We start from the raw sequence: 16,352 nt of genomic DNA on the forward strand, positions 1-16,352 counted from the left end.
CTTCAAAGTCTCAACCCGCCTGATCCTGTTCCAGGAATTTGTACTGGGACAGATATAATTCACTGTAGCATCCCTTCTTCGCCAACAGCTCCTCATGGGTTCCCATCTCCTGTATCTTCCCCTTATCCACATACAGGATACAGGTGGAATTCTTGATGGTAGACAGCCGATGGGCTATAATGAAGGAGGTACGGTTCGCCAGAAGCCTGCTCAATCCCTCTTGAAGAAGAAGCTCCGTCTCGGTATCAATACTGGAGGTAGCTTCATCCAGAATCAAAATCTTAGGATCCGCCAGCAACGCTCTTGCAAAGCTGATCAGCTGCCTCTGCCCTACCGATAACCGGGTTCCCCGCTCATTAACCGGAGTGTCATAGCCTTTTTCCAGATTGACAATAAAATCATGGGCACGTACGGTCTTTGCCGCTTCAACGACCTGCTCGTCCGTGGCTTCCATATTACCGTAGCGGATATTATCCATAATGGTACCGGAGAAAATAAAGCTGTCCTGAAGCATGACGCCCATCTGCCTGCGCAGGGACTGAATCGTCACCTGGCTGATGTCCTGGCCGTCAATGGTAATCATGCCGGAATCCAGGTTATAAAAACGGCTGATGAGATTGATAATGGTTGTCTTACCAGCTCCCGTAGGCCCTACGATTGCAAAGGAATCTCCCACCTTTGCCCGGAAGTTGATGCCATCCAGTATCTTAATCCCATCCTCATAGCTGAAGACCACATCCTTGAATTCCACTTCACCCCGGATAGGAGGCATGGGAATGGCCCCCGGGCAATCCTTTACGAGAACCGGCTCGTCAATGGTCTCAAAGATTCTCTCCAGATAGGATACCGCCGTCAGAATAGAATTGTAAAAGCTGGCCAGGGTGTTAACCGGAGCCCAGAACCTTCCCACATAGCTGGTGAGGGCAATCAAAGAGCCTACGGTGATCCCCTTCAGACCGTTATCCATCCAGGCGATTCCCAGAACATAGACCGCCACATTGGTCCAGGTTGCGATGTTCTGTATCGCAGGCCAGAGAAGGAAGTTCAGCTTAACCGCCCGCATCCAGGCCGTCCGGTAATCATTGCTCAGATTATTAAAGATCTTAATATTCTCCTGCTCCCGCGTAAAGCTCTGGGTTACCCGTATTCCGTTAATGCTCTCCGCAATATATGCATTGAGATTGGAAGACTTATTGCTGGACTGCTGCCAGGCCACTCTCTGCTTCTTCTTAATAAGGAAGATAAGAATCATCAGGAGCGGCAAGCCGCAGATACAGATTAATGTCAGTCTCACATTGATGTAAAGCATACAGCCTACAATAAAGAACAGGCTGAAAAGCTCGGTGATCGTGTTAACAATACCATTGGACAGCAGGTCACTGAGGCTGTTGACGTAATTCACGACACGAACCTGAATCTTGCCATGGGGCTTGTCATCATAATAGGAAAAAGGCAGCTCCTGCAAATGGCAGAAGATATCACTTCTTATGGTATGGATAATATTCTGTCCCAGTCTGGAGGTGATGGTGGTCTTCATTCTGATAATTGCCGATATGATAAAATAAATCACCAGCAAAATCAAGCTTACCATCACAATGCCGGGGATATTCTTCTCCGGTATGTATACATCCATGATCTGCATCAGAAAGATAGGAGTCATCATGCCCAGCGCCGAGGACAGCGTCAATAAAAATACAGTAAAAATCATATCCCTTCGATAGGGTCTGATATAGGTAGCCAGCCTCTTCAAGTGAGAAAAGTTAAATTCGGTCTGGAGTGTCTCATCGATATCATATTTATTTCTAGCCAACCTTACTGCCCCCTTTCTCCCGCTCATAGCCGCGATACTGGGACTTCCTCTGCTTCAGTGCGTCAAAATCTCCGTACTGGTGATGGAATACCGTATAATAGTAACCCTTCTTCTCCAGAAGCTCATCATGGGTACCGGCTTCGATTATTCTTCCGTCATCCAGTACCAGAATCTGATCCGCATCCTTAATGGAGGAAATACGGTGTGCAATCAGGAAGACCGTATGCTTCCGATTCAGCGAACTCAGCTCCTGCTGAATCTGGGTCTCCGTCTCCATATCCACCGCGGAGGTAGTATCATCCAGAATAATAACGGAGGGATCCTTCAGCAGCGCTCTTGCCAGGGAGATCCTCTGCTTCTGGCCGCCGGAAAGTCCCACACCCCTCTCGCCGACAATGGTATCATAGCCCTCCGGCATCTTTATGATAAAGTCATGGGCATTGGCAACTCTGGCTGCCGCCTCCACCTCTTCAAAGCTGCAGTTGGGTCTGCCGTAGGCAATATTTCCTTCTATGGTATCCGAGAAGAGGAACACATCCTGCATCGCCATGCCGATATTGTCCCGCAGGGAATACAGATCCATGTCCTTCAGATTAATGCCGTCCAGAGTCACCGCTCCCTCCGTTACATCAATGAAACGGCAGAGGATATTCATCAGTGTGGACTTGCCGGAGCCCGTAGCTCCAATGATACCCACCGTCTGACCCGGCTTTACATGGAAATTAATATCCTTAAGGATCACTTCATCATCGGCATTATAGCCTACATGATCAAAGACAATCTCTCCCCGGAAGCGTTTCTTTGCTACGGCATGCTCCGGCTCCCGTATGGCGGGCTCCGCATTGATGGTAGAATAAATCTTCTCTACAGAGGTTACAAATCTCTGATAATCATTGGCCAGCCAGCCGGCCTGACGCAGCGGCTGATTCAGCATCCACAGATAGCCGCTGACCGTTACCAGCTTACCCATTGTCATATAGCCCTTAACCACCATGATGCCTCCCACCAGATACAGAATGATGGACAGCACATTGGCCAGAAATTCAAAAACAGGCACATACTTCTTCCAGATATTGGCTGCCGCTAATTCTGCCGCCCGGTAACCGTCGTTCTCCTTTTGAAATTTCTGAATCTCATAGTCTTCCTTTGCAAAAGCCTTCACCACCCGGTTGCCGCTGATATTTTCCTGGACAAAGGTATTCAGACTGGAGAACTGCTTACGGATATTATGAAACGCCGGCTTCACTACCTTCAGCTGCTTTATCGTAGCCAAAGCCGTGAGGGGAAGTACGACAATCATACAAAGCGCCAGACGCCAGTCCACCACAAAGATCATAATCAGAGCAATGATGAATAACAGAGTGTTCTCATATACGGAATAAATTACAAAGGATACAAAATGCCGGAGCGCCTCCATATCTCCGGTCTGCCGCGACATCAGATCTCCTGTCCGGTTTTTGTTGTAAAAACTGAAATCCTGAGCCAACAGTCTCCGGTATACATGATCCCTCAGGGTATACAGCATCCCCTGGGAAGATGTCTCAAATATAATGAGAAACCAGTACTTTAAGGCAGCTCTTACCAGAGTGGTAACAATCATGATAATCATCATGGCCGGTAAGATACTGCGGTTACCGCCTTCAATGATCTCGTCAACCACAATCCCGGAAATATGGGGATTTACAATAGCGATCACACAGGTGGCGGTAACTAGCACAATTGCGAACATCAGTCTGACGCGGTACCTTTTCAAAAAGGAAAAGAACCACTGCATTGCTGTCATAAAATTTCCTCCTCATTGGCAGTGCCATTTTTGGCATTCGTTAAATACCTGAACCCACCCCATTATAGTACATCCTGCAGTATAAAGAATGGAGATTTTTATTGTTTTAATGTGGTTTATTATATGATTACAATTAATAAGCGATTATGGCTCTTTTTGTCATACTAAAGCCCCACTGGCTTTGGAAAACACTTCCTTCCCCGCAGGCAAGGCGGGCATGCACAGACTACTACTATAACCCGCCGTGTCTGCAAAGGCAATAGCGCATATGATACAAAATACAGACGGAAATACCGTCATGTCCCAACATTTTACCCAAAAGAAAATAATTTTCAAAAAATCCATTTACCTATTCTTAATACTAATGTTATAATAATAATTAATATATCAGAAGCATCAAAAGGTATTATTCTGCTTTTTCGGAGAGACTCAATGTCATCGGAGAAGGGGTTCCAATTCGAGTCTTTTCGTCAGAATGAGAGGTTTTTATATGTGTTGCGAATATGATTTAACCTATAATGATTTTAATCCCACGGTCTTCTATGTTTCCAAGGTTAAGACAGCCGGCAGCGGAAACTACCATGACCATGATTTTACGGAACTGGCTTATATATTATCGGGAAAAGGGAAATATCTAGTAGAGGGAACGGAATATGAGGTTGAGGCCGGTGATCTTCTGATCTGCAATCCCGGTACGTACCATGCCAATCTCTTCTGCGACCCGAAGGAGCCCTATATAAAATTTGTTACCGGCTTTACCGGCTTTCACTTTAAGAATATGGCTCCTAATTCCATCGAACTCCCGGACGGCGGCTGTATCCTGCATACCAGCGCAGCTTTGAAGCATGAGCTTTCGAAGCACTGTTATGCCATGATTGCAGAGAAGGAAAGCAATCGCACCGGAAAATACATCATGTTCAAGACCCATCTGATGCAAATGCTGCTGATGATTATGCGGGAGATCGCTGACGCAGAACGGCCTGAGCAAAAGGGCTGCAATATTGAATCTTACAACAAGAGTTATTCCGTCAACCAGATCATTCATTATTTAAATGAAAATTATGAGCAGAAGATATCATTGGAGCAAATTGCGCATAATATGTATCTGAGTCCCGTCTATATCTCCAAGATCTTTAAGGAGGAGACGGGCGAATCGCCCATTAACTACTTAATTAAAATCCGCCTGGAAAAGGCGAGGGATATTCTGCTGAATGATGACGGCGGAAGCATCAAGAATATTGCCAACCGGGTCGGCTATGAAGATGTATACCATTTCAGCAAGTTGTTTAAGAAATACTACGGTATCTCTCCTCTTTATTATAAGAAGAGTGCCATGTGCAAGAATGCTGCCAACGAATGAGGAGGAGACAGATTTTAATGCGCAGGATATATGCGCAGGAATGGAGATAACTATGAATACCTTTGATGCTATTTTTTCCGGAAAGTCCAACCGGCATTTCAAACAGGAGCCCTTGGACTGGAATATCCTGGCCGACCTGCTTGACTATGCCAACAATCTTCCCATGCTGATCGAAGGCATCGCCATTGAATTTAAGCTGGTAAGCAATATTGAAGCCAAACAGGGCTTCTTCGGCCCCTTCAATGTCAAGGCTCCCTACTATTTATGCATTTCCTCCGAGGAGAAGGAGGATTACATGCTGAATGCCGGTTATCTGCTGCAGCAGGTCAATCTGTATCTGACCTCCAAGGGCATCGGCACCTGTTTTCTGGTGGCCTATCCCGGAAGCGGCTTGAAAGCAACGATGAAATATAAATATGTGCTGGCGCTGGCCTTCGGCAATACCAAGTCCGCTCCGACCCGTGACAGCTTCAAGGCGAAGCGCGTGCCTGAGGATCAGATTGTCGTGTATAAGGAAGAGGTAACCCCGGATATCCGGCAGATCCTTGCTGCTGCCCGCCTCGCCCCCTCCGCTTTCAATAGCCAGCCCTGGCGCTTTGTGGTATACCAGAACCGGATTCATATCTTTGCGAAGAAAAACCCGCTGATCGCCCAGGCTTTGGACTATAACAAGATGATTGATATGGGTGTTATGATGGCCAATCTCCTGCAGGCCGCGGAAGAACTCTGGGTGGATGTCTCCCTGTCCAAATCAGACGCGCTGAAAAGCAAGCCCTTCCAGAATAATGAGTACGTCTGCACCATTACAATTGGTTGAATTATATGAATAATATAAATTATAAAATAAATTTGTAGTTTCACTTACAATTTTATTTTAGGGGTATTGACATTTGTTCCAATCTATAGTATATTATGTCATGTGCTTGTGAAATCCGCAGGTGCAAAACATAATGCGCGAGTGGCTCAGTGGTGGAGTATCGCCTTGCCAAGGCGAGGGTCGCGGGTTCGAATCCCGTCTCGCGCTTCGTTGAAAAGTATCGCTAATCCTTATAAATCAAGGGTTAGCGATTTTTGTTGCTTAAAAACATGTGTGCAGGATGTGTGCAACATCCTTTTACGTACGAGGACTGCTATAATGCCTTTTCCATATAGGCACGATTCAATTAATAATTGACATGCTATATTTTGGAATTTATAATCTATATATCTTAAAGCTTACATAATGGAGGTACATCCATGGGAAATATCAAGATTGGAACATGTGTCAGGGGAAATGAAATTTTAACAGTACTACCGGAAGTGATTAAGTCAGGATTTGAAACAATTGAATTATATTATAATGTCTCTCTTGAGGGTGCTGATTTTGTCGAACTATCAAAAAGAACAAATGAAATCATTGGTGATTCAGATTTAAAAGTCTCTGGTATTGGTTTATATTGTAATCCATTACAATATGAAGAACAAAGAAAAGAACTGGAGTATTGTATTGACAATGCGCACTTATTTAATGCTAAGATTGTAGGTACTTTTGCAGGTGCACTGGAAGGAAAAACTGTAGATGAATCAATGCCAAGATTCAAAGAAGTATTTGGGAATTTGGCAAGAAGAGCAGAATCAAGTGACATCAAAATTGGCATAGAGAATTGTCCAATGTACGGATTTTGGTATCATAACACATGCAACATCGGCTTTTGCCCGAAAGCATGGGAAATGATGTTTGACATGGAGCATATAATGTACTATAAAACCTTGCATTATTGTTTCTAAAATGCAAGGTTTTTGCTTCCTTCTTTTGTTACAATGAGTATCTAATAAAATGATGATTACTTATAGGAGGAAGAACGATGATTAATGATTTTATTAAAAAACATTATCTTGAAGTAAGTGCCTATACCTATGCAGGAGCATATAAAGATTATTTTCAATCATTACCGGATGATATTCCGACTCTTGGAAGACTTGTCTGCGGACAGGTTATACATCCAAGCTTCTTTTTCACGCCTGTTTCAAAATATATGGAGGATAAATATTTCGGTAAACTGAGCTCGTTCCAAAAACACCGTTTTCTAAACGAAGATGAATTGTTTGTCACCGCAGCAGCTATGACTGCAGAATTATTCCGTTTGGATGAAAGGGGGTTTGTAGAAGATAAAGATGTCACAGGAAGACTTTCGGTTTCTTGTCGTCAGGCTTCGGTACTGATGACGGCGATATTAAAAGCTAAAAATATCCCATGTCGCTCCCGTGCAGGATTTATTGATTTTGGCGATGATAGCTCATCATATATCGAGCATTGGGTAAACGAATACTGGAACGACAATGAACAAAGGTGGGTTTTGATGGATATAGATGGGTACTATGAATTTGAATCTCGTTTCGGTTACAGTCAATTTGATTTGCCTGTAAGAAAATTCATTTCCGGAGCGGATGCATGGTTAAGAATTCGTTGTGGAACACTTGATAAAACCAAGATAATTATAGATGAAGCAGAGCCCGGTCAAGGTATCTATTCCTATATGATGATGGATTTTCATTCGTTGATGAATAATGAGATATTCTATTCTTTTTTACCCAAGCATTTCTACAATAACTATGCAAAAATAACCGAAGATGAACTATGCGGGCTTGATGACTTGGCGAGATTAGCAAAAAATCCGGATGATAATTTCAATGAATTATATGAAATTTGGAATAACAATGAAAAATATTATTCCTTATCCAACTTCGGAACTGATTTATACTATAAAATATTTGCGCCAAAGTAAGGAGGATATGTGAATCTACTGAATAAATTCACTGAAGTGATAGATTACATTGAAAATCATATCACTGATGATATTGATTATAATGATGTAGCAAGGATTGTTTGCTGTGAAGCATACCAATTTGGCAGGATTTTTTCTTATGTGGCTGGAGTATCAATGTCTGAATATATAAGAAACAGAAGGCTATCTCTTGCTGCACTTGAATTACAGGAAGGATTAACAAAGGTGATGGACGTCGCTCTGAAATACGGGTACGATTCACCCGAGTCATTCTTTCGAGCGTTTCGGAAGATGCACGGAATATCGCCGAAGGAAGCCTTTTCAACCGGTGTGCAGTTAAAATTTTACCCGCGCATACAATTTCAGATGTCTATAAAAGGAACCGTTGAAATGGAGTATCGTTTTGAGGAAAGAAATGTTATCAAAGGAGTTGGAGTTGTTAAAAATTTAGGAAGATGGACAGTTAACCATCAAGGTAATAGCTGGCAGGAAAAAGGTGGTTTGTCATGGAGTACCTGGGATGAATTTCTTAATGGAGGTATGAACAGGATGATCAGAGATAAATATAATTTGTACAAAGCACCTTTATGGCAGTTCGGGGTTATGAATACTTTATCAACCGGGGAAATAGAATTGTTCATAGGTGCAGAAGATGATGGCGGATTTTATCCTGAGCTTACAAGGTTTGAAATACCTGCAAGTTTATGGCTGGTTTCAAAAGCCCATGGCACCTTAAATCAAAGTGTCCATCCGTTAGAAACAGCGACCGCAAAGATATTTACTGAATGGTTACCTTCCAGTGGATATATAAAATCAATGAATTATCAGATTGAAGTATACGGTCCTGGTAACACACAGTCTAATGACTACATTTCAGAGATTTGGATTCCGGTTCAAAAGATATAGCTCCAATCTCGTTGAAAGAAAATGATATTCGGAATGTTGTATGAATTATTCTCACTCATGTAATACCAATCGCAAACCTCCTATTTATAGGAATATGTTGGCATTAATAAAAATGAATGATATAATAGAAAAAGTTTACCGAATAAAAAGAAATCGAATATTACGAGTGAGGGAAAATATTATGATACTTGAACTTTCGAATGATGGAGTAACGAAGCTTCAAAATGGAATATATCATTTTGCATTATCAGATTATCCCAATATCCAGGAATGGGAATGGAATAATATATTAGCATTCATTAGTTATGAAAAATCTATCGGACAGCAGCCCGAATTTATCTGCGAGGATTCTGCTGTGCTGTCCTTAATTAGCAATGCTGCCCTTCCGCTTGATGGGACAGAATATATTCCTCCAATCCCAGAAGCTAGAGAGGAATTTGTTTACCATGCAACAAATGCTATGGCAGCACAAAACATATTATCAAGTAATAGACTTCTCTCTGCTACAAAAGTCTATGGGAAAACAGGGGAAGAGCTTGCTCTTGAAAGACGGGAAATCGGCTGGGAGGACCCTGCGGATTTTTATGAGTATATTATGTTTGGTTGGGGGACCCATTTAGTGGGCGACTACGTTGTTCTTTCAGAAGACTTTCCAAAAGAAGAGGATTTTTTAAAGAGAAATTTTGATGCAGGAATCCGTTTCTATATTAGATACGAAGACCTGATTAAACATGAGAAGCATACTTTTGACGGATATCATCCCCTTAAAGTGAAAGATGAAGTTATCCTTTCGGATTATCTCTTTGCCTGCATCGTACCGGAACAATATAAGAAACAGATAGAAAGCTGTATTCCGCAGGAGTTAGCCAAGAAGGTGTATTATTTGCATCAAAGAGGGGCTACCCTGCAGGAGTGGAATGACAAGGTTGTTGACTTTGTCAGAACAATACAAGACAGCAGCAATATTGGAAGGGAATTCATATGATAACCGCAGAAATAAAGGGAATATCCCTTGAATTTGAGACTAACGATAAGGTATTTTCTCCATCATCAATCGATTTAGGAACCTTGTCCATGCTGTCTCAAATCGATTTTAACAGCACTGACAAGGTTCTTGATTTGGGATGCGGATACGGAATTGTAGGAATTCTGGCGAGTAAGCTGATTGGCACTGACCATATTACAATGTGCGATATCTCCGAAGACGCTATTTCATTATCAAAAATAAATGCAGCCAGAAATAACCTTGATGATTTAAAAATCATACAGAGCAACGGTTTGGAGAATATCACCGATGGTGATTTCACATTGATACTGTCCAACCCGCCCTATCATGTTGATTTTACCGTACCAAAGCAGTTTATCGAAGCCGGCTTTAAAAAGCTGGTTGTTGGCGGTAAAATGGTGATGGTTACAAAACGAAAGGATTGGTATAAAAATAAGCTTACTTCCGTTTTTGGCGGTGTCAAAGTAATTGAAACAAACGGCTACTATGTTTTTATTGCCGAAAAGCGTTCCTCTTATATTCCCAAAAAACAGAAAGATACAAACCGTTTATCAAAAAAATTACAAAGAAAGCAACGCAAATAAGACAATATCTATGATTGGGAAGTCTTCAAGGTTAATAAGTTTCTATATGAATCTTTGCCGGATTTACTTCTTCTAATGTATGTGCCGGCCTTGTCCCTTCCGGATACCCTACTGCAATAATACAAAGTACTGCCATATGCTCCGGAATCCCAAGAAGCTTACGCACATACTCTTCACTGCTCATTCCCTGATTGGATTCTCTTAACCGAATCTGCACCCAGCAGGTGCCAAGCCCTAATCTCTCCGCTTCCAACTGCATAATGATCGAGGCTATGGAGGCATCTTCTATCCAGGTATCGGTTTTCTGTGTATCGGCCAATACCGCAATGGCAAGGGGTGCCTCCGGTAAAAACGATTGTTTCGGCTTCCGGCAGTCGCCAAGCTTTTGAAGTGTTTCTTTATTTTCGATAACTACAAACTCCCATGGGCGGGTACTCTTCCCGGTAGGTCCAAGCTGGGCTGCCTGAAGAAGCTTTTCCTTTTTCCCCGCTTCCACAGCCTTGTCTTCAAATTTCCGACAGCTTCTCCTTGTAAGTAATAGATCTAACATAAAATCCCCCTTACTCTCTCAATATGATGCTGCCATTATTTTAGTACCTTCTCCACCTTGTGCCATCAGAAAAGCCCTTATTTATTGGCAGCTTATTGGTAACTTAATGCAAATATATATTCAATACTACCAGAAGCTAATTGCGTATCCGATGATATCGTAACATAATATGTTCCTGCCTGCAGATTGCTGGATATCACCTGGAATAACCTGTTCTCATCGTTTTTTAGGGTCTCAGAATCCGCCATAAGAACACCTTTCGCATCAATTATTGAAAAATGAAGATTTGCCGTATCCGAATCATTTGTTAAGGCAGCACCGGCTAATCCTATCGGTCTATCTTCAGTTATAACAAATTTATATAGATCAGTCATCACCTGACCATTCTCCCCACATACAATTTATTACATTCTCGTCACCAATATCGAAACTTATCTCCCCATCCTCGGGCATTACACCATCAACGGTAACCATTATTGCTGAGTCCTGGCTGCAGGTCAAATTATTTACGCTTGCATGTAATATTTTATCTTTTACGGTTACCTGGCATGTATATGATTTATTTTTATATTTCCCGGTTACTTTGGCAGAGCCATAATTATTTGCACGAACCTGCCCCTCTTTATTGATGGAAACAATGGACGTATCCGAACTTTTCCATGCTATATTTCCCTTTGCCCCGTCTATTCGGAGGTCCGCCGTCTCTGCTATATCCAAAGATAATTCCTTCTCGTTAATAGACGGATTCTTAACCTTTATCGTACATTTGTATTTTGATTTACTTACAGTTGCTGTGATCACAGCCGATCCTTGTTTTATTGCGGTTACTTTGCCTGACTTAGACACCGTTGCTATGGATTTGTCGGAAGAAGCCCAGCTTACTTTAGCCGTGGTTCCTGTCATTTTTAGATTATACGTATCCCCTGCATACAGGGAAAGACTGCTTTTATTTAAATTTTGGGCTGCTGCTTCGGCTGTTATAACAAAACCGGTCATTGGAACATTTAATGTGAAACAAACGATTAACGATAGAGCTATCATTTTGATTAATCTTATTGGCTTATTCATGTTTGTCCTCCACTTACAGTATTATTATAATTATACTCGCTGCTTTTACAATAATCAAACATTTTTCCATAATCATACTTTAGGTTTATTTATTTTATTTGATGTGATATCATGTAATTTATTAGAAGCCGCCAAAAGAAAGGCGGTCATAGAATAGCTTCCCTAGCATCATTGATGGGGCAGGCAAGAATTAGGGGGGACTGATGATACAAATAAGCCGAGGTATAAAAATAAAAGATGTTACAAATGTCATAAGTGAAAAATCCCCCAGCTTTTCTGGTATTGTGAACCAGGGCTGCAAGGGCAGATTATGGGTTGACAATATCGAAGAACCAAGGCTTGCAATCGCCGAGTCCTATGCGGTAGGAAGCTTTGCATTCCTTGGTACTTTTAAAACACAGGAAGACTTTTTAGATTTATTCATATGATATGGCCAGAAAATTAGGATTTGAGAAAATAAATGAAGCCACCGTCTATTGGTTCCCTCTTTAATCAGACAGAGGTTTCTTGATGGATCGGCACGGAATGCTGTACTACACTTTTCCATTGGAGGAAATCAGTATGATTTTTTTAATAGCGGGCAGCTCGCATACCGCACGCTTACGAGATCCCCTTGACTTACAAGGGGTTTTTTTGTTGCGCTGATACATGCACTCCTATAAACTTATAATATATAAAGTCAAGAATACTGCTGAAATAATTGATATAATAATTATGTTGCCGGCAGCAGCTTGATACTATCAGGAGGTAAATGTATATGAATAGCGATATGTTGGAAGACGTATTAGCTTATATCGAGGAACATATTTATGAAAAAATAAGTTTATGTGTTTTAGCTGAACTAGCAGGCTATAGTCCCTTCTATTTCAGCAAACTGTTTTCTGACGCAATGGGAATGCCAGTTACGGGCTATGTTCGGATTCGCAAATTACAATATGCGGTCGTTTCCTTGCTGGAAGGGCGAAAGGTTCTCGATGTTGCAATTTTGTATGCATTTGACTCCCACGAAGGGTTTACACGTGCCTTTACCCAACTCTTTGGTTCAACACCAAGCACTGTTAGGAAGCATCTCACTTCATATACGGTTCCTATGTATGTTGTACCAGAAACTATTAACAGGAGGTCAAATATGGAAGTAATAAGTTCATTACAACACAATATGCACCAGCTTGTTTTCGAATTTCTTGAACAATCCTTTGAAGAGGCCAAGGCTGGCTTCTGTACTAACATAGAAATTACGCTTTTATCAGAGGGTAGAATAAAAATCCGTGATAACGGAAGGGGATTACCCCTGTCTGAAGATTTACATGCAAGTAAAGCCGTACTGGATAAAATATTAGCCGGAAGACCAATAACGAATGCAGAATACAGCCAAATGGGCGATCTTATGCAGGCAGACTTACAGACCGTTAATTCATTATGCGAAGCCTTGCAAATCATTGTAAAAAGGGATGGAAAACTCTTTCAGCAAGACTTTATTCGGGGCATTGCCCAGCATGAACTTTATATTAGCAATCTAGAAGCTTCTTCGGGTACAGAGATAATTTTGAAACCAGATACATTGATATTTCAAAATGAAAATTTTTCCCCGGAGCTTCTGAATAATTGGGTAAACCAAAAACTCAGAGGCACTGATAACCTTAAAGTCGATGTGAAAAGTACGGATGATCTTTGATTGCCGCCAGGAAGCAATCAAGCTAATGAACCGGAGTCCCCGCAATTAAAACCGTTTCTTTATTCTCTTTATTATGATATCATTGAATTAGGGCTTAGCTTTCTAAAGCTGTAGAAAGGGACAAAATTATGTATTGTAATTTCCTTAGAGGATGCCATGCAATGGGCAACATGGTTTATTAATCAGTAATATTCCAGGCATAAGTGGATTCTGAGCTTTACCGGAATCCACTTATGCTGTGAGAATTTCAAGAAGGCACCATTACTTTATGTTACTTCTACGCTTCTTTTATTGCTAATTTCTTATGAAAACAGAAAGGATGATGTGTATGAATTCAAAGTATGTAAATAATGATCCAATGCATAAAAAATGGGAGGAACAGTATAATGCACAGCCTAAAGACGTTAGGGATAGGTTGGATAAATTAAATAATATGCATCCAAACGAATACCAACTTAAGGTTATAAAGAGAAAAAGAACCGCGCTAACGGATGGAGATATATTTGTCCTCAGCCCTCAGGATGGTATATATTTCTATGGAAAAGTTACGAAAACAAATATCCAGCACATAGGAGGAGATTCTTTCATTAATGGGCAAAATCTTATTTTCATTTTTAAGTGTAAAAGTAAAGAAGCTACTTTGGAAAATTATAAACCGGATTATGATAATTTGTTAATCGAACCGTCCATTGTAGGAAAAAGTTATTGGACGAGTGGATATTTTTATACTATCGGTAATGAAGCAATTAGTGAAGTCGAAAAGAATCTGGATTATGGATTCTATAAAACTTATCCTTCCAAAGTTATATATTACAAGGAAAATGGTGTTGAGATGGATCATCAACCTTCGCTATTAGGCGTTTGCGGTATCACAACAATCACTGGTATTGCATATTATGTTACTCGCGAATTAATTCTTGATCCCTCAGTAATCTATTAGTAAGTGTCAATGCAGACAGCAGCACCTAATATGAGGTTATTATAAAAAGCTGTAAAACATTATGTGTATAGTATCATGTTCTGCAACAATCAATCTATAGGTACAAATAGGATTCGCTGATCATTGAAGGTAAGACTGTTCGTTCTGTTAAGCTTATTTTGTTATGCGAAAAAAATAAACTATAGGGAGACCAACAATATGAAAATCAATGATAAAATCATAAAGCACTGTTTAAAAAATGTAATGTTTATAAATGGTACGGCATATGCCGGAAAATCCACAATGGCAGCTATGCTTGCCGAAAAATATGGTCTAATTCATTGCGGAGAAAATTATCATGGAGTTATAACCAATGAAATCGCCACGCCTGCCGAATATCCCAATCTCTGCTATTTCGAAACCATGAAGAACTGGCAGGAGTTTATAAACAGAACTCCGGAAGAATATTCTCGATGGATCGATGGGGTCACAGAGGAAGTCATGGAATTTGAAATTGCATATCTTATGAGTATTTCACATTCTCAAAAAGTGATTGTTGATACAAATATTACAACTGATATATTGCAGCGAATTGCAGATTATAATCAGGTTGCAATTATGTTGTCACCGCAGTCAATGTCTGTTGATTATTTTTTCGAGCGTGAGGACGAAGATAAGAAGTTTTTCAAGGAACAGATTATGAAGGCCGAGAATCCCGAGAAAACCATGGCAAATTTCCGGGAGTGCATCGCAAGAATCAATAGCAAAGAAAATTATGATAAATTTGCTAACAGCGGATTTTTTACAATCGTGAGAAGGGATGCTGTTGCCGATACGAAATTGGAAACCTTGAACTTATTGGCAAAACATTTTGGATTGGAGAAATAAACCATTACCATATTGGCAAACCTGTTCGTTCGTTATTAAGTTCATTATTCAATGCAAGGCTTTCTGATTTTCAGACCTGATTTTCGGAAAGCCTTGCATTATATTCAAAATGCAATATATAGTTGACATGAAGCAATTTATATATTATACTATGCAATGTAAGGAGGTGTCTATGAAAAACAAAAAAATGAAAATTGCTAGAATGGAATGTGATATGAAACAAGAAGATTTAGCAAAAGCTGTAGGAGTAACAAGACAAACCATCGGTTTAATTGAGTCAGGCGATTACAATCCCACGCTTAATCTCTGCATTGCAATCTGTAAGGCACTTAACAAAACATTAAATGATTTATTTTGGGAGGAATATGATGAGCAGTCAAAAAATTAATGATGAAAGAGTATTAGCACAAAAACGAAAAATCCAAAGTGATGCATTTGCCATTCTGTTTTTTGGATTGTTATTATCCGTGCTAATTCAGCAAATTATGTTTAATGCACCTGTATCACAGTATATTGTGGAATTTATCTTTTTTATATCCGCTTCCATATATCTTTTAGTTCGTAATATAATGTATGGTAATGATATCTTTTCCCCAAATAAACCAGGCCATCGATCCGTCATCATTAATAGTCTTGTTTGCGGATTGACAATTACTGTGATCCATACGACACTTAATTACATGAGACTGGGAAGCTTGTTCACAACAGATTTCACCAACACTTTACTGGTTACGCTTATTACCTTCCTATGCTCTACAATAATTGCATTTGTAGCATTTGAATTACTTTATATTGTAAGTGAAAAAAAGAAACAGCAGATAGAAACAAAATTCAAAGATGATGACGAGTAAAATAAAAACGTTCATGACCTGTTATCACCGGACACATTATGTCCCGCAATTACAGAGCATAGCCGTCTACCCTTATGCCGGGAGGGAACACGGCTATTCCTTTATACAGGTAAAAACCGTACAGGAAGGTCATTATATGGAGGAATATTATATGCCCTCATTGTGGTTGTGTTGGATGTTTCCAGAA

18 protein-coding genes and 1 tRNA gene are annotated in these 16,352 nt (G+C 40.5%); 14 read left to right on the plus strand and 5 right to left on the minus strand.

Annotation, left to right across the window (positions count from 1 at the left end; translation table 11 throughout):
- Positions 1–10: 10 nt before the first annotated feature.
- Complete coding sequence (locus tag HNQ56_RS08470; protein ID WP_429144625.1) at positions 11–1,810, minus strand: ABC transporter ATP-binding protein; 1,800 nt, start codon at positions 1,808–1,810, stop codon at positions 11–13.
- On the minus strand, positions 1,803–3,593 hold the full coding sequence (locus HNQ56_RS08475; protein ID WP_429144627.1) for an ABC transporter ATP-binding protein: 1,791 nt from the start codon (positions 3,591–3,593) through the stop codon (positions 1,803–1,805). Before HNQ56_RS08475 ends, HNQ56_RS08470 begins: the two co-directional genes overlap by 8 nt.
- A gap of 490 nt (positions 3,594–4,083) precedes the next feature.
- Here HNQ56_RS08475 and HNQ56_RS08480 point away from each other — a divergent pair, with 490 nt between their 5' ends.
- The 8 genes from HNQ56_RS08480 (at position 4,084) to HNQ56_RS08515 (ending at position 10,214) form a co-directional block, all read left to right on the plus strand.
- Positions 4,084–4,953: an AraC family transcriptional regulator gene (locus HNQ56_RS08480; protein ID WP_429144629.1), complete on the plus strand. Its 870-nt coding sequence runs from the start codon at positions 4,084–4,086 to the stop codon at positions 4,951–4,953.
- Positions 4,954–4,993: 40 nt separating this feature from the next.
- Positions 4,994–5,770: a nitroreductase family protein gene (locus HNQ56_RS08485; RefSeq protein ID WP_429144631.1), complete on the plus strand. Its 777-nt coding sequence runs from the start codon at positions 4,994–4,996 to the stop codon at positions 5,768–5,770.
- A gap of 135 nt (positions 5,771–5,905) precedes the next feature.
- Positions 5,906–5,977: transfer RNA gene (locus HNQ56_RS08490), tRNA-Gly, on the plus strand.
- A gap of 212 nt (positions 5,978–6,189) precedes the next feature.
- Positions 6,190–6,720, plus strand: coding sequence for a sugar phosphate isomerase/epimerase family protein (locus HNQ56_RS08495; RefSeq protein WP_429144633.1), 531 nt, complete (start codon positions 6,190–6,192; stop codon positions 6,718–6,720).
- 77 nt (positions 6,721–6,797) lie between these two features.
- Positions 6,798–7,718 (plus strand): transglutaminase-like domain-containing protein, encoded by a 921-nt coding sequence (locus HNQ56_RS08500; protein WP_429144634.1) that lies wholly within the window; start codon positions 6,798–6,800, stop codon positions 7,716–7,718.
- A 9-nt stretch (positions 7,719–7,727) separates the two neighbouring features.
- A complete protein-coding gene (locus HNQ56_RS08505) occupies positions 7,728–8,624 on the plus strand; it encodes an AraC family transcriptional regulator (protein ID WP_429144636.1) in 897 nt (298 codons plus the stop codon).
- A 181-nt stretch (positions 8,625–8,805) separates the two neighbouring features.
- Positions 8,806–9,609 (plus strand): hypothetical protein, encoded by an 804-nt coding sequence (locus tag HNQ56_RS08510; protein ID WP_429144638.1) that lies wholly within the window; start codon positions 8,806–8,808, stop codon positions 9,607–9,609.
- Positions 9,606–10,214, plus strand: coding sequence for a class I SAM-dependent methyltransferase (locus HNQ56_RS08515; RefSeq protein ID WP_429144640.1), 609 nt, complete (start codon positions 9,606–9,608; stop codon positions 10,212–10,214). The genes HNQ56_RS08510 and HNQ56_RS08515 overlap by 4 nt, the downstream gene beginning before the upstream one ends.
- Positions 10,215–10,245: 31 nt before the next feature.
- On the opposite strand, the gene HNQ56_RS08520 is transcribed toward HNQ56_RS08515, so the two are convergent.
- The 3 genes from HNQ56_RS08520 to HNQ56_RS08530 all read right to left on the minus strand — a co-directional run bounded on the left by HNQ56_RS08520 (position 10,246) and on the right by HNQ56_RS08530 (position 11,832).
- Positions 10,246–10,764 (minus strand): nitroreductase family protein, encoded by a 519-nt coding sequence (locus HNQ56_RS08520; protein WP_429144642.1) that lies wholly within the window; start codon positions 10,762–10,764, stop codon positions 10,246–10,248.
- A gap of 92 nt (positions 10,765–10,856) precedes the next feature.
- Complete coding sequence (locus HNQ56_RS08525) at positions 10,857–11,138, minus strand: T9SS type A sorting domain-containing protein (protein WP_488167873.1); 282 nt, start codon at positions 11,136–11,138, stop codon at positions 10,857–10,859.
- Positions 11,131–11,832 (minus strand): Ig-like domain-containing protein, encoded by a 702-nt coding sequence (locus HNQ56_RS08530; protein ID WP_429144645.1) that lies wholly within the window; start codon positions 11,830–11,832, stop codon positions 11,131–11,133. Before HNQ56_RS08530 ends, HNQ56_RS08525 begins: the two co-directional genes overlap by 8 nt.
- Before the next feature lie 203 nt (positions 11,833–12,035).
- On the opposite strand from HNQ56_RS08530, the gene HNQ56_RS08535 reads away from it, so the two are divergent.
- The 6 genes from HNQ56_RS08535 to HNQ56_RS08560 all read left to right on the plus strand — a co-directional run bounded on the left by HNQ56_RS08535 (position 12,036) and on the right by HNQ56_RS08560 (position 16,165).
- On the plus strand, positions 12,036–12,260 hold the full coding sequence (locus HNQ56_RS08535) for a hypothetical protein (RefSeq protein ID WP_429144646.1): 225 nt from the start codon (positions 12,036–12,038) through the stop codon (positions 12,258–12,260).
- 329 nt (positions 12,261–12,589) lie between these two features.
- Complete coding sequence (locus HNQ56_RS08540) at positions 12,590–13,507, plus strand: helix-turn-helix domain-containing protein (protein ID WP_429144648.1); 918 nt, start codon at positions 12,590–12,592, stop codon at positions 13,505–13,507.
- A 328-nt stretch (positions 13,508–13,835) separates the two neighbouring features.
- On the plus strand, positions 13,836–14,447 hold the full coding sequence (locus tag HNQ56_RS08545) for an immunity 26/phosphotriesterase HocA family protein (RefSeq protein ID WP_429144650.1): 612 nt from the start codon (positions 13,836–13,838) through the stop codon (positions 14,445–14,447).
- 198 nt (positions 14,448–14,645) lie between these two features.
- Positions 14,646–15,314 (plus strand): hypothetical protein, encoded by a 669-nt coding sequence (locus HNQ56_RS08550; RefSeq protein ID WP_429144651.1) that lies wholly within the window; start codon positions 14,646–14,648, stop codon positions 15,312–15,314.
- 172 nt (positions 15,315–15,486) lie between these two features.
- Positions 15,487–15,702 carry a helix-turn-helix transcriptional regulator gene (locus HNQ56_RS08555; protein WP_429144653.1) on the plus strand — a complete coding sequence of 72 codons (216 nt, stop codon included), beginning with the start codon at positions 15,487–15,489 and terminating at the stop codon, positions 15,700–15,702.
- Positions 15,683–16,165 carry a DUF6773 family protein gene (locus HNQ56_RS08560; RefSeq protein ID WP_429144655.1) on the plus strand — a complete coding sequence of 161 codons (483 nt, stop codon included), beginning with the start codon at positions 15,683–15,685 and terminating at the stop codon, positions 16,163–16,165. Before HNQ56_RS08555 ends, HNQ56_RS08560 begins: the two co-directional genes overlap by 20 nt.
- The last annotated feature ends 187 nt before the right edge of the window (positions 16,166–16,352 follow it).

Source organism: Anaerotaenia torta (genome assembly GCF_050433395.1).
Taxonomy (GTDB): Bacteria; Bacillota; Clostridia; order Lachnospirales; family Lachnospiraceae; genus Mobilitalea; species Mobilitalea torta.

Excerpts from the sequence above, each read along its gene's own strand:
- HNQ56_RS08475 (WP_429144627.1), bottom strand. The coding sequence starts at position 3,593 with ATGACAGCAATGCAGTGGTTCTTTTCCTTTTTGAAAAGGTACCGCGTC.
- HNQ56_RS08480 (WP_429144629.1), top strand. The coding sequence starts at position 4,084 with ATGTGTTGCGAATATGATTTAACCTATAATGATTTTAATCCCACGGTC.
- HNQ56_RS08485 (WP_429144631.1), top strand. The coding sequence starts at position 4,994 with ATGGAGATAACTATGAATACCTTTGATGCTATTTTTTCCGGAAAGTCC.
- HNQ56_RS08495 (WP_429144633.1), top strand. The coding sequence starts at position 6,190 with ATGGGAAATATCAAGATTGGAACATGTGTCAGGGGAAATGAAATTTTA.
- HNQ56_RS08500 (WP_429144634.1), top strand. The coding sequence starts at position 6,798 with ATGATTAATGATTTTATTAAAAAACATTATCTTGAAGTAAGTGCCTAT.
- HNQ56_RS08510 (WP_429144638.1), top strand. The coding sequence starts at position 8,806 with ATGATACTTGAACTTTCGAATGATGGAGTAACGAAGCTTCAAAATGGA.
- HNQ56_RS08515 (WP_429144640.1), top strand. The coding sequence starts at position 9,606 with ATGATAACCGCAGAAATAAAGGGAATATCCCTTGAATTTGAGACTAAC.
- HNQ56_RS08520 (WP_429144642.1), bottom strand. The coding sequence starts at position 10,764 with ATGTTAGATCTATTACTTACAAGGAGAAGCTGTCGGAAATTTGAAGAC.
- HNQ56_RS08525 (WP_488167873.1), bottom strand. The coding sequence starts at position 11,138 with ATGACTGATCTATATAAATTTGTTATAACTGAAGATAGACCGATAGGA.
- HNQ56_RS08530 (WP_429144645.1), bottom strand. The coding sequence starts at position 11,832 with ATGAATAAGCCAATAAGATTAATCAAAATGATAGCTCTATCGTTAATC.
- HNQ56_RS08535 (WP_429144646.1), top strand. The coding sequence starts at position 12,036 with ATGATACAAATAAGCCGAGGTATAAAAATAAAAGATGTTACAAATGTC.
- HNQ56_RS08540 (WP_429144648.1), top strand. The coding sequence starts at position 12,590 with ATGAATAGCGATATGTTGGAAGACGTATTAGCTTATATCGAGGAACAT.
- HNQ56_RS08545 (WP_429144650.1), top strand. The coding sequence starts at position 13,836 with ATGAATTCAAAGTATGTAAATAATGATCCAATGCATAAAAAATGGGAG.
- HNQ56_RS08550 (WP_429144651.1), top strand. The coding sequence starts at position 14,646 with ATGAAAATCAATGATAAAATCATAAAGCACTGTTTAAAAAATGTAATG.
- HNQ56_RS08555 (WP_429144653.1), top strand. The coding sequence starts at position 15,487 with ATGAAAAACAAAAAAATGAAAATTGCTAGAATGGAATGTGATATGAAA.
- HNQ56_RS08560 (WP_429144655.1), top strand. The coding sequence starts at position 15,683 with ATGAGCAGTCAAAAAATTAATGATGAAAGAGTATTAGCACAAAAACGA.